This window comes from Thioclava sp. GXIMD2076 (genome assembly GCF_037949795.1).
In the GTDB taxonomy this organism is placed as follows: Bacteria; Pseudomonadota; Alphaproteobacteria; order Rhodobacterales; family Rhodobacteraceae; genus Thioclava; species Thioclava kandeliae.
On the sequence record NZ_CP149932.1, the window covers coordinates 449,520 to 462,045 of the forward strand.

Here is a 12,526-nt window from a genome sequence, read left to right on the forward strand (position 1 = left end):
TCGCCGATCGCAAGCAGGCCTATGATCGTCGGTGAAATCAAACGACGAGGCAAAGCCATGTCCTACAAAACCATTCTTTCTATCGTTACCGATCTCGACGCGGCCAAAGCCCAGCTGGACGCCGCTATCGTGATGGCGCGCCAGGAGCAGGCACATCTGGATGTGCTGTGCCTGGGCGTCGATGTCTCGCAGACCGGATATTACTACGCGGGCGCCACGGCCTATGTCCAGAAAGAGGTCATCGAGCAGGCACAGGACGAGGCCGCCAAGGTCGAGGCCGGTGTGCTGGCGCGGCTGAAAAACGAGGATATCCGCTGGGCCACCGAGACGATGGTCGTGCAGCTTGGCGCCATCGCGCCTGCCGTGGCGCTGCGGGCGCGCTTTGCCGATCTGGTGGTGATGGGCCGCCCCTATGGCGAGGATCGTGGTCAGGAGATCGAGGCGGCCATCGAGGCGGCGCTCTTCGAGGGCAATGTGCCCGTGCTGATCGTGCCCGATGATTTCAATGGCCGTCTCAGCGGGCGCCGTGTGGTGGTGGCATGGAACGGCTCGGACGAGTCGCTCGATGCCGTGCGCGATGCGCTGCCGCTCCTCAAAGCCGCCGAGAAGGTTGATATAACGGTCATCGCGCCGCCCGCCCACGGGCCTGAACGCGCCGATCCGGGTTCGGCGCTCTGCCAGATGCTGGTGCGTCACGGGGTGGCCGCCGAGGTGACGGTTCTGCCCAAGACCATGCCGCGCATCTCCGACGTGCTGAATCGCCATGTCAGCGATACCAGCGCCGATATGATCGTGATGGGTGCCTATGGCCATTCGCGCTTCCGCGAGGCGATTCTGGGTGGGGCCACCCGCCATATGCTGGAGATGGCCGATGTTCCGGTGCTGATGTCGCACTGACCGACGGCCTGGCGGACCGGCGGAAATACACCGGATATGATCCCGACGGGCGGCTTCTTGCCGCCCGTTCTGCTGTGGGCTGGACAGTTCGGGCTGCAGCTCCAATGGTTTATTCCGATCCTGATGACTGTATATCCGACCGGAGGCATTCGATGAGACCCTTGGCCCTTCCGCTTCTGGCGACCCTGACGCTTGCCGCCTGCATGCCGCCCGGAGGTGCCAGCCAGAGCGCCGACAAGATGGCCGCCGGACCGATCCCCGCGGGGTTTCAAGGCCGCTGGGGCATGAGCCTCAATGATTGCACCCCCGGCCGTGATGATGCCAAGGGGCTGATGAGCGTCAGCGCCGACACCCTCACCTTCTACGAATCGCGCGGCGTGTTGACCGAACCGCAGGAACAGCAACCGGCCCGCCTGTCCGGCATGTTCGACTTTACCGGCGAGGGACAGTCTTGGTCCTATCACGAGCTTCTCGAACTGAAGGATGACGGCCAAACCCTGATCCGCACCGAGACCGGTGATGGCGCAGCGCCTGCGCCCCTGCGTTATATGCGCTGCCCCGCCTGACGGGGCACCTCAGGCCCGTAGTTAGCAGACCGGTATGGAACAGGCCCGTAGTTAACAGACCAAAGCGTCAGGGGGCGGGCACCCTGATGCGGCCCTGCGAGATCTCGACCGCCGAGCCCGAGACATGGACCGCGCTCAGTGCGCCGTCCTTGCAGATGACCCGTAGTCCCAGCTCGGAGGGGCGGCCCATCTCGACACCCTGACGCAGCGAGAGCCGCGTCTCGCCCTCGGCCAGGGCCCCCATCGCCAGAAGCTGCGCGGCAAACAGCGCCGTAGCCGAACCGGTGGCGGGATCCTCGGGGATCCCGCCACCGGGGTCGAACATCCGCGCCTGCCAGCTTTGCGCGCCGGTCTGCGCATAAACATAGACCCCGCCCGCCGAAAGCGCGGTCTGCACCGTGTCGAACGCGGGTTGCATGGGACGCGCACGGCCCAGGGCTTCGGCATCCGTCACCCCGATAAAGGCAAAGCTCGGCCCGCCCGAGATCACGGCCATCGACTCGGCGCGCAGGTCCTGCGGACTGATCCCCAAAGCCTCGGCACAGGCCCCGTGGGAGGCTGCCTGCGGCTGGATCTCGGGCAGAACGGGTGCCTGGAACTCGGCCCGGAGCGCACCGTCCTTGCGAGTTACATGCACGGGCACCAGCCCCGCCTCTTCTTCCAGCACCAGCACGCGGTCGAAATCCCCCTCGCCCGCATCCTGCGTGGCCAGCCAGATCGCACAGCCCAATGTCGGATGGCCGGCAAAAGGCATCTCGCCCCCCGGATAGAAGATTCGCACCCGCGCGCGATGCGCCGGATCGGCGGGCGGCAGCACGAAGATGGTCTCCGATAGGTTGAACTCGCGCGTGATCGCCTGCATCTGCGCCGTGCCCAGCCCGCAGGCATCGGGCAGAAGCGCCAGCGGATTTCCGGCAAAGGGCCTGTCGGTGAACACGTCGAGCGTCACAAAGTCCCTAGTTGAACAATCCGCCATCGGCATCATCCCCCGCTTCCAGCAACAGCGCCTCCATATCGGGCACCGTCACATGGCGCTTGCCATCCAGTATAATGATCCCGTCGCGCTTGAGCGCCGAAATCTGGCGCGAGACGGTTTCGAGCGTCAGCCCCAGATAATCCGCCATCGCCTCGCGGGTCAGCGGCAGATCGAAGGTCATGCTCTCGGACGGGTTCTTCATCTGCAAGGACGCATTGCGCCGCGCGATGATCGACAGAAGCGAGGCGATCTTTTCCCGCGCGGTCTTGCGGCCCAGCAGAAGCATCCACTCGCGCGCGGCATCCAGTTCGTCGAGCGTCATCTGCAACAGGCGCTGCGCCAGATGCGGTGTGCGCTCGATCATCGCTTCAAAAGGCTTGCGCCGGAAGCAGCACATCAGAACATCGGTGGTCGCGGTCACGTTATAGGCCGCCGTCGTGCGCCCCGGACGGCCCACGAAATCCGAGGGCAGCAAGAGCCCCACCATCTGCGTACGGCCGTCCTCCATCGCCTGCGTGATGGTGGCGATCCCTGTCACCACCGAGGCCACGAATTCCATATCATCACCGGCCCAGACAATCGTCTGGCCCGCCTCGTAGGTGCGGTAGAATTTGATCTTCTCGAGATCGGAGACCTCATCCGGCGTGCAACGCGCGCAGACCGCCCGATGGCGGATCGTGCAGTCGCCGCATTGCAGCGTGACCGAGGGCACTTCGTCTTTCGTAATGGACATTTGATATGGGTCAATTTCTGTTGCGCGTTGATATCGTAACGATAGGCGCATGGAACATAAATCGCAACTCGCCCGTCTCGGATTGTTCGACGCGCGCGTCCCCCGTTACACAAGCTATCCGACGGCCCCGCATTTCAATGCGGATGTGGGACCGCAGACGTTCTCCTCCTGGATCGAGGCGATCCCTGCGGGAAGCGCAATCTCGCTCTACATGCATGTGCCCTTCTGCCGTAGGCTGTGCTGGTTCTGCGCCTGTCGCACGCAGGGCACACAAAGCGCCGAGCCGGTGCAAGCCTATTCCAAGGTGCTCCTGCGCGAGTTGAAGATGCTGAAAGAGCGTCTTGCCCCCGGCGTGACGCTCTCGCGGCTGCATTGGGGCGGCGGCACGCCCACCCTTATGCCTGCCGGTATGATAGCCCGTCTGGCCGAAGCCACGTTCGAGGCCGTCCCGCTGGCCGAGGGGGCGGAATTTTCGGTCGAGATCGACCCCTGCGAGATCGATGCGGCCCGCCTTGATGCGCTGGCTGGTGCGGGCATGAACCGTGCCTCGATCGGGGTGCAGGATTTCGACCCCGAGATCCAGAAGATCATCGGCCGCGAGCAGAGTTTCGAGGAGACCGCCCGCGCCGTCGAGATGATCCGTGCCCGCGGTATCGCGAGCCTGAATGCCGATATCCTCTTCGGTCTGCCGCGCCAGACGCCCGAGAAGATCTCCGCCTCGGTGCAGAAGCTCCTGTCCCTCGCCCCCGACCGCGTGGCGCTCTATGGCTATGCCCATGTGCCATGGATGGCACGGCGCCAGAACATGCTGCCCTCCGACGAGTTACCGACGCCCGAGGAACGGCTCGACCTGTTCGACCGTGCCGCGATACTGTTCCGAGCCGATGGTTACCATGCGATCGGCATCGACCATTTTGCGTTGCCCGCGGACGGGCTGGCTGTCGCCCAGCGCACAGGCCGCCTCCGGCGGAATTTCCAGGGCTATACCGACGATCAGGCGGAGGTTCTGGTCGGGCTTGGCGCAAGCGCCATCTCGCGCTTCCCGCAGGGCTATGCACAGAATGCTCCGGCCACCGGAAAATATGTGGGCGCCATACGCGAGGGCCGTTTCTCGACCGCGCGCGGGCATAAGCTCTCGTCCGAAGATCAGCTACGGGCGCGGATTATCGAGGCGCTGATGTGCGATTTCGAATTGAAGACGGATGAATTGATCCGGACCCATGATGTGTCACTGGCGCAGTTGAGCCAGATGCTGGGCCAGTGCGCGGCCGAATTCGAGGATTGCGTCGAGATGACTCCGTCCGGGCTGCGCATTCCAGAGAAGGGCCGCCCGCTCACCCGCCTGATCGCCCGGCATTTCGACGCCTATGATTTGTCGAGAGCGGGTCACAGCTCTGCCATTTGAGTGCCACGCAAGAGGCCGGGGCTGGAGGGGGCTCTGCCCCCGACCGAATTGCGGCGGGGCTCAATGCCCCGCTGCAATTCGGCCCCCCCGGGATATTTCAGGACGCTGGAAGCGCGCGGCCCGGCCCCTGTCCAGCCGTCTCGACGAACTCCACCAGTCTCGGCAGGCAGTAGCGTTTGAGATCATAGCGCTCCACCATCGCGCGGCGCGCGGCCACCCGTTGCGGAATGAATCTTTCGGACGAGGAAAGCGCCTCGGTCAGCCGTGCGGACCAGCCCTTGATATCGAAGAAATCAACCAGATGGCCGGTCTCGCCATGGCGGATCATCTCCCGCACAGGCGCAGTATCCGAGCCGATGACATGACAGCCCACGCTCATGCTTTCCATCAGCGACCAACTCAGGACGAAGGGATAGGTCAGATAGGCATGCACGCGACTGACCTGTAACATCTTGATATATCTGTCATAGGGGATGCGGCCCAGAAAATGCACACGCGCCAGATCCAGCCGGTCGCGCACCTCGTTCAGGTAGCGTTCCTTCCAGCTGATCCCGTCTGTTGGCGCCGCACCATAGCTCTGCCCCTCCTCGCCGACGATCAGCACATGCGCTTGGGGCCGTGCCGCCAGCACATCGGGCAGCGCCCGCATGAAGCTGTGGTACCCGCGGTAAGGTTCGAGCGAGCGGTTCACGAAGGTGATCACCTCATCCCCCGGCCGGAAGCTCACCCCCTTTTCGGGGATCTCGAAGACAGCATTCGGGTCCGGGCAGAGCCTGTCGGTATCCACCCCATCATGACAGACCGTAATCTTGGAACGGAATTCGGGTTGAAAGGTATCGGCCTGGAATTGCGTCGGACAGAGGGCGGCATCCGCCTGGGCGATAGTCTGGATCAGATGGGCAGAGCGCGCCACTGTCGAGATCCGGCTGTCGAACCCGTCGCGGGCGAATTCGGGGTCGAAATCGGTATCGAGCCCCGTTGTCCGATACATCAACTCACCATAGACCAGCAGCCGCGCCTCGGGCCATATCTCGCGCAGATAGAGCGTCTCGCCCCAGCCGGGATGGCCGAAGATCACATCCGGCACGTAGCCATGATCGCGGCGCATCTGGCGCGCGGCCCGTGCCGCTCGCAACCCGCGTTCGGAGACCTGCGCATACATGCGGGTCAGCCGCGAGGACAATGTGATCTCTTGCGGTTCACGATATTTGACCACTCTCACCGGCGAGGGGCGGTTGTTATTTTCCGCCGTCAGGGCCGTCACCTCATGTCCACGCGCCTGCAAGGCCGGGGCCAGATGCGGAAACTGGCCCGGAAAGTTCTGGTGGACAAAGAGGATTTTCAAACAGTCTCTCCGAGGGCTGCGGCCATAAGGTCGCGGGTATAGCCGGATTTCGGGTTGGCGAAGACATCCTCCGCTCGCCCCTGCTCGACCACTTCGCCGCGTTTCATCACCATCACCTTATGACTCAAGGCCCTAACCACCCGTAAATCGTGACTAATGAAAAGATAGGCCAGCCCGTGCTTGCGCTGTAGATCGCGCAAAAGGTCGACGATCTGCACCTGCACCGTCATGTCGAGTGCCGAGGTCGGCTCGTCGAGCACCACCACCTTGGGGCGCAGGATCATGGCGCGCGCAATGGCGATCCTCTGGCGCTGCCCGCCCGAAAACTCATGCGGATAGCGATGCATCGCTTCGGGGGGCAGACCGACCTCGGTCATGATCTCGGCCACCATCTCGGTGCGGTCACGACCAGGCTCGACCCCGTGCACGGTCAGCCCCTCGGCGATGATCTGCTCGACAGTCATCCGCGGGCTGAGCGAGCCGAACGGATCCTGGAACACGATCTGCATGTCGCGGCGCAGTGCGCGCAGGCGCTTGCCTTCCCATGCGGCGATATTCTCGCCCGCATAGATGATCGGCCCATCGCTCTCGATCAGCCGCATGATGGCCAATGCCAGCGTGGTCTTGCCCGAGCCCGACTCGCCCACAATGCCCAAGGTTTCCCCTGCCCGCACCGAAAGCGATGCGCCATTGACGGCCTTCACATGGCCGGTGACCTTGCGCAAAAGCCCGCGCTTGACCGGAAACCAGATCTTGAGATCCTCGGTGCGCACCAGCTCGGGCGCACCTTCGGGTACAGGCTCGGCAGTGCCTTTGGGTTCGGCCGCCAGAAGCTTGCGCGTATAGGGGTGCTGAGGATTAGCGAAGATCTCCTCGGCTGTCCCCTGCTCGACGATCTCGCCATTCTGCATCACGCAGACACGGTCGGCGATGCGGCGCACCACGCCCAGATCATGGCTGATGAACAGAAGGCTCATCCCCATATCGCGTTTCAGATCCGCAAGCAGTTCGAGGATCTGCGCCTCGATCGTCACATCAAGCGCGGTGGTCGGCTCGTCTGCAATCAGCAGATCCGGCCCATTGGCCAGTGCCATCGCGATCATCACCCGCTGGCGCTGCCCACCCGAAAGCTGGTGCGGATAATCGGCCAGACGGCTCTCGGGATCGGGGATGCCAACCTTATCCAAAAGCTCGATGATCCGCGCCTTGGCTTGTGCGCCCCGCACCCCCTGATGCAGCGCCAAGCTCTCGCCCAGCTGTTTTTCCAGCGTATGGAGGGGATTGAGAGAGGTCATCGGCTCCTGGAAGATGAAGCTGATATCATTGCCGCGCACCTTGCGCAGAAGGCGTTCGGGGGCGCCAACCATCTCTTGGCCCTTATAGCGCACAGATCCTGTCAGATGGGCATTCGGCCCCAGAAGCTGCACCGAGGACAGCGCGGTGATCGACTTGCCCGAACCACTCTCGCCCACCAGCGCCACGGTCTCTCCCTCGGCCACGGTGAAGCTTACGCCTTTCACCACCTCCGGCCCGCGACCGAAGCTGATCTTGAGGTCTTTGACATCGAGGATCGTGGTCATTGGAACACCTTGCGCGGGTCGAAGGCATCACGCACACCCTCGAAGATGAAGATCAGAAGTGACAGCATGGCCGCGAATGTGAAGAAGGCCGAGAGTCCGAGCCACGGGGCCTGCAGGTTCTCCTTGCCCTGCTGCGCGAGTTCGCCCAGCGAGGGCGCCGAGGAGGGCAGCCCGTAGCCGAGGTAATCGAGCGAGGCCAGCATCGAGATCGTCGCGGTCACGACAAAGGGCAGCATGGTCAGCGTCGCGACCATCGCATTGGGCAGGATATGGCGGCGCATGATCGTGCCGTCGGTCACGCCCAGAGCGCGCGCGGCGCGGACATATTCGAAGTTCCGTGCCCGCAGGAACTCGGCGCGCACCACCCCCACCAAGGCGGGCCAGCCGAAGAGGATCGAGACAAAGACCAGAAGCCAGAAGCTCCGTCCCAGAATGGCGAAGAGGATGATGATGACATAGAGCGAGGGCGTCGAGGCCCAGATCTCCAGAAGCCGCTGGAAGACAATATCGACCTTGCCGCCGAAATAGCCCTGCACCGCCCCCGCCGCGATCCCGATCAGCGAGCCCACGCCGGTGACGATCAGCGTGAACAGGATCGAGGTGCGGAAGCCGTAGATCACCCGCGCCAGGACGTCATGGGCAGTATTGTCAGTGCCCAGCCAGTGCTCGCCATCGGGGGGCGAGAACGCAGGGGCATCGTTGGAGATCGTGCGGTAATTATACCGGATCGGCGGCCAGATCATCCAACCAGTATCGACCTTCTCGCCATCAACGGTGCCCTTCTCCTGCGCCTCTTTCATATAGGCGTCAGGGTCATCCCAGCAGGCCTCGTTGCCGCCCGTGACAATCAGGCATTGCACCTCGGGCTCGCGGTAAACGGCCTCGGTGCGGAAATCGCCGCCAAAGGCCGTCTCGGGATAGAACTTATAGGCGGGGAAATAGTAATGCCCCTGATAGTTCACCACGATCGGTTTGTCATTGGCCAGCACCTCGGCAAAGAGCGAGGCGATAAAGAGCACCGTGAAGATGATCAGCGACCAGAGCGCCCGACGGTTGGCCTTGAAATTGGCCCAGCGGCGCTGGTTCAGCGGAGAGAGAGCCATCTCAGCCACCCCTCTTCTCGAAATCGATCCGTGGATCGACAAAGACATACATCAGGTCCGACAGGATCCCCACGACCAGCGAGATCAGCCCGAAGACATAGAGCGTGCCGAAGATCACCGGATAATTGCGCTCGACCGCCGCCTGAAAGCCCAGAAGCCCCAAGCCATCAAGCGAGAAGATCGTCTCCACGATGATCGAGGAGCCGAAGAACACGCCAAGGAAGGTCGCCGGAAAGCCCGCGATCACGATCAGCATCGCATTGCGGAACACATGGCCGTAAAGCACGCGATGTTCGGTCAGGCCCTTGGCGCGGGCGGTAACGACATATTGCTTGTTGATCTCGTCGAGGAAGGAGTTCTTGGTCAGAAGCGTCAGCGTGGCGAAGCTGGAGATCGTGATTGCCGTAATCGGCAGCACGATATGCCAGAGGTAATCCTTGGCCTTGCCCAAGGTGCTCAGCGCATCGAAATTATCCGAGGTCAGGCCGCGCAACGGGAACAGCCTGTAACAGGTCGGGTTCCAGCTTTCGGGGACAAACGGGATATGGAAGCAGTTGCCCGAGACGAATAGCACCAGCAGAAGCACCGCAAACAGGAACCCCGGAATGGCATAGGCCACCACGATCACCGCCGAGGTCCATGTGTCGAAGGACGTGCCATCGCGCACCGCCTTGCGGATGCCCAGCGGGATCGAGATCAGATAGGCCAGAAGCGTCGACCAGAGCCCCAGCGTGATCGAGACCGGCATCTTCTCCATGATCAGCTGCATCACGGTCTCGTTGTGGAAATAGCTCTTGCCGAAATCGAAGGTCAGGTAATGGCCCATCATGATGAAGAACCGCTCGACCGCGCCGATTTTCTCGGTGGTGCAGCCGGGGGCGCCGATGGTAGGCTCGCCCTGATGGCTCGCATCACAGACGATGCGCGAGAAGCCCATCTGCACCTCGAGCTGGGCAAGCTGCTGTGGCGAGATGCCCCGCGCACCCTGATAGCCGCCCTCTTCTACGCCCCCCTGACCGGCACCGGCATCGCCGCCGCCCGTGAGGTTGCGCATGCTATCGCCCGATCCCTCGACCCGCGCGAGGATCTGCTCGATCGGGCCACCGGGCACAAATTGCGTCAGGGTGAAGTTCACGATCATGATCCCGAGAAGTGTCGGTATCACGAGAAGCAACCGCTTCAGGATATAGGCGCCCATAAGTGGCCTCGCCCCTTTCTGCCCGTGCCCCGACCCGCGTTACAGCGCGCCGGAGGCCTTCAGTTTTTCTGCTTTTGCGGCGTCATACCACCAGAAATCCATCTCGCCCAGCGAATAGGGCGGCAGGGTCTCGGGGTGGTCATACATATCATAATAAGCGACCGTATAAGTGTTCTTGTACCATTGAGGCACCCAGAAGCGGATCGCCCGCAGCACGCGGTCCAGCGCATGGACGCGGGTGGTCAGCTCGTCCTCGGTCTGCGCCTGCTCGACCAGCGTGATCAGCTTGTCAACCGCCGGATTAGCAAGGCCCATCCCGTTGAACACATCGCCTGTGGATTTAGAGCCGAAATACTGCTGTAGCCCCGAGCCCGGCAGCAGGTCCTGCCCGATCTGGCTGGTGATCATGTCATAGTCGTGGCTTCTTTGGCGGTTTTGATATTGCGCGTCATCGACCCGCTCGTTAACCGCCTCGATTCCCAGCTGTTTGAGATTCTCGATATAGGGGTTGATGATCCGGTCGAAGCTCTGGCTGTCATTGAGAATATCAATATGCAGCACCTTGCCATCCTTGCGGCGCAGCCCGTCATCGCCCACGATCCAGCCCGCTTCCTCAAGGAGCTTGGCGGCCTTGCGCAGGTTCTTACGGTCGAGCGGGCGATCCCCCGAGACCGGCGCCATCACCGCATCATCGGTCAGCACGCCTTCGGGCAGATCGGCCTTCAACGGCTCGAGGATCTTCAGCTCTTCGGGTGAGGGTTTGCCGGTCGCCTCCAGAGACGAGTTCTCCCAGATCGAATTCACCCGTTCGTAGAGCCCGTAGAACAGCGTTTTGTTCGACCATTCGAAATTGAAGGCAAGCCCGACGGCCTCGCGCACTTTCGGGTCTTCAAAGACCGGATGGCGCATGTTCAGCAGGAACGCCTGACCCGAGGCCACATTGCCATTGGGTAGCTCGGTCTTGATCACCTGCCCGTTCTCGACGGCAGGGAAGGTATAGCCCGTGGCCCATGTATTGGACGACGCCTCGTTGCGGAAGGTATAGATCCCCGCCTTGAACGCCTCGAATGCCGCGTTGTAATCGCCGAAATACTCGATGCGCAGCTTGTCGAAATTGTTGCGCCCCACATTGATCGGCAGATCCTCGCCCCAATAGTCGGGATTGCGCTTCCATGTGATCGTGCGGTTGTTCTTGTCGCTGTCATACATATAGGGGCCGGTGCCCACCAGCGCCTCTGGGAAGGTCTTGTCGAGCGTCAGACCCAGCCGTTCGAACTGCTTTTGTTCAAACACCGGCAGCCCGCCCACCAGCTGGATGATGTCACGGCGCGGCGCATCGGGGGTGAAGGTAAATTTGATCGTCCTGTCGTCGATCACCTCGGCCTTCGCCACCTGTTGCTCCAGCACCTGACGGAAGCTCGACAGCCCGTAATCACGCAGCTGCTCGTAGGAGAAGAGGATATCTCGAGCGCTCATCGGCGTGCCATCCGAGAAGGTGATGCCCTCACGCAGATGGAAGGTCACCCAGTCCTTGCTCTCGGGATAGTCCATCGTGGTGCACATCAGGCAATAGGCCTGCCCCACGGTATCGGCAGTCGTCGCAAGGATGCTTTCCTGCGGCGCCGAAGACAACGCTGCCGCACGGCCCTGAATGGAATAGGGATTGTAATTATCGAACGATCCCGTGGTCCATTCCGAGATCTCGCCGCCCTTGGGTGCACCGGGGTTCACATAGTCCAGATGTTTGAAATCCGCCGGATATTTCAGGTCGTTCAGGGTCGAGATGCCATAGGCCGAGATCACTGTCTGGCCGCCCTCCTGCGCCTCGCTCACCTCACCTGCCACATCTTGTGCGACTGCGGGTGTCCCCAAGGCCGCCATCATGGCGAAAGGCATCAGATACCGCCGCATTCCCTTCGGCTGCGCATAGGCCCTCGTCCGTTCCGGCATTCCTATCCCCTTTGCGTGATTTCCCTTGAATATAGGTAAAGGGCGGAACGGGCTGCTATCAAGTTGCTTCTCTGTGAAAGGCCTGTGAAATCATGATTTTCCCTGTCAAACAGCAAAATTGTGAAGCAGGGGCATGAAAAAAGGGCCGCGTGGGATGCGGCCCTTCGGAACTATGGTGCGTCGGCTTATTGAAGACTTTCGAGATAGGCGACCACATTGGCGCGGTCTTCCGCTTTTTTCAGCCCCGCGAAGGTCATCTTGTTGCCCGGCGCATAGGCTTTGGGGTCGCTCAGCCACGCATCAAGTGCCGCGTAATCCCAGCTCCCCCCGTGGTTTTGCAGAGCCGCCGAGTAGTTGAAGCCCTCCGCCGAGCCCACGGGGCGGTTCACCACACCATCCAGATGCGGACCAACGCCATTGGTGCCATTCACCTTGTGGCAGGCCTTGCATTTGTTGAACACCTTGGCCCCTGCGGCAGGATCCCCCTCGCCCATCGCGATCACCTCTACAGGCGCTGCAGGGGCGGCCGCCTCGCCGCCGATCAACCCGCCAGGTGCATCCGACATGCCCGCCGTCTCCACATCGCCGCCCACGGTGTAAAGCGCCTGCGCCGCCCAGCTTCCGATCAGGAAAAACACCAGCGCGCCCGCCAGACCGAGCACCGTTTTGATAAGGTTAGTAAGTGTGAACATCGCTCGTCCCGGGATGGATCATCATCATAATATAACGATCATCTACCCTCACCGGAAGGTGAGCACTTTGACCGAGATCAT

General features: G+C 62.0%; 11 protein-coding genes. 3 read left to right on the forward strand and 8 right to left on the reverse strand.

Translation table 11 applies throughout. From position 1 onward, the window contains the following. The first annotated feature begins 57 nt into the window (after positions 1–57). On the forward strand, positions 58–897 hold the full coding sequence (locus tag WDB91_RS02265; protein ID WP_339113545.1) for a universal stress protein: 840 nt from the start codon (positions 58–60) through the stop codon (positions 895–897). 152 nt (positions 898–1,049) lie between these two features. Next, positions 1,050–1,463 carry a hypothetical protein gene (locus WDB91_RS02270; protein ID WP_339113546.1) on the forward strand — a complete coding sequence of 138 codons (414 nt, stop codon included), beginning with the start codon at positions 1,050–1,052 and terminating at the stop codon, positions 1,461–1,463. A 67-nt stretch (positions 1,464–1,530) separates the two neighbouring features. Here WDB91_RS02270 and WDB91_RS02275 read toward each other — a convergent pair whose 3' ends face one another. Together WDB91_RS02275 and WDB91_RS02280 are read right to left on the reverse strand one after the other, a co-directional pair. Further along, positions 1,531–2,439 carry a PhzF family phenazine biosynthesis protein gene (locus WDB91_RS02275; RefSeq protein ID WP_339113547.1) on the reverse strand — a complete coding sequence of 303 codons (909 nt, stop codon included), beginning with the start codon at positions 2,437–2,439 and terminating at the stop codon, positions 1,531–1,533. Then, positions 2,420–3,172, reverse strand: coding sequence for a Crp/Fnr family transcriptional regulator (locus WDB91_RS02280; RefSeq protein ID WP_339113548.1), 753 nt, complete (start codon positions 3,170–3,172; stop codon positions 2,420–2,422). Before WDB91_RS02280 ends, WDB91_RS02275 begins: the two co-directional genes overlap by 20 nt. A gap of 49 nt (positions 3,173–3,221) precedes the next feature. Between WDB91_RS02280 and hemN the strand changes: the two genes are divergently transcribed. Next, the gene (gene hemN / locus WDB91_RS02285; protein ID WP_339113549.1) at positions 3,222–4,577 is read left to right on the forward strand and encodes an oxygen-independent coproporphyrinogen III oxidase; all 1,356 of its coding nucleotides are present in this window, start codon (positions 3,222–3,224) and stop codon (positions 4,575–4,577) included. Between the two features lie 97 nt (positions 4,578–4,674). Here hemN and WDB91_RS02290 read toward each other — a convergent pair whose 3' ends face one another. The 6 genes from WDB91_RS02290 to WDB91_RS02315 all read right to left on the reverse strand — a co-directional run bounded on the left by WDB91_RS02290 (position 4,675) and on the right by WDB91_RS02315 (position 12,445). Beyond that, on the reverse strand, positions 4,675–5,922 hold the full coding sequence (locus WDB91_RS02290; protein ID WP_339113550.1) for a glycosyltransferase: 1,248 nt from the start codon (positions 5,920–5,922) through the stop codon (positions 4,675–4,677). Beyond that, positions 5,919–7,502, reverse strand: coding sequence for an ABC transporter ATP-binding protein (locus WDB91_RS02295; RefSeq protein WP_339113551.1), 1,584 nt, complete (start codon positions 7,500–7,502; stop codon positions 5,919–5,921). The genes WDB91_RS02290 and WDB91_RS02295 overlap by 4 nt, the downstream gene beginning before the upstream one ends. Then, positions 7,499–8,605 (reverse strand): ABC transporter permease, encoded by a 1,107-nt coding sequence (locus tag WDB91_RS02300; protein ID WP_339113552.1) that lies wholly within the window; start codon positions 8,603–8,605, stop codon positions 7,499–7,501. Before WDB91_RS02300 ends, WDB91_RS02295 begins: the two co-directional genes overlap by 4 nt. A gap of 1 nt (position 8,606) precedes the next feature. Next, complete coding sequence (locus WDB91_RS02305; protein ID WP_339113553.1) at positions 8,607–9,803, reverse strand: ABC transporter permease subunit; 1,197 nt, start codon at positions 9,801–9,803, stop codon at positions 8,607–8,609. Between the two features lie 39 nt (positions 9,804–9,842). Next, the gene (locus WDB91_RS02310; protein WP_339113554.1) at positions 9,843–11,753 is read right to left on the reverse strand and encodes an extracellular solute-binding protein; all 1,911 of its coding nucleotides are present in this window, start codon (positions 11,751–11,753) and stop codon (positions 9,843–9,845) included. Positions 11,754–11,938: 185 nt separating this feature from the next. After that, a complete protein-coding gene (locus tag WDB91_RS02315) occupies positions 11,939–12,445 on the reverse strand; it encodes a cytochrome c family protein (protein ID WP_339113555.1) in 507 nt (168 codons plus the stop codon). Positions 12,446–12,526 lie beyond the last annotated feature (81 nt).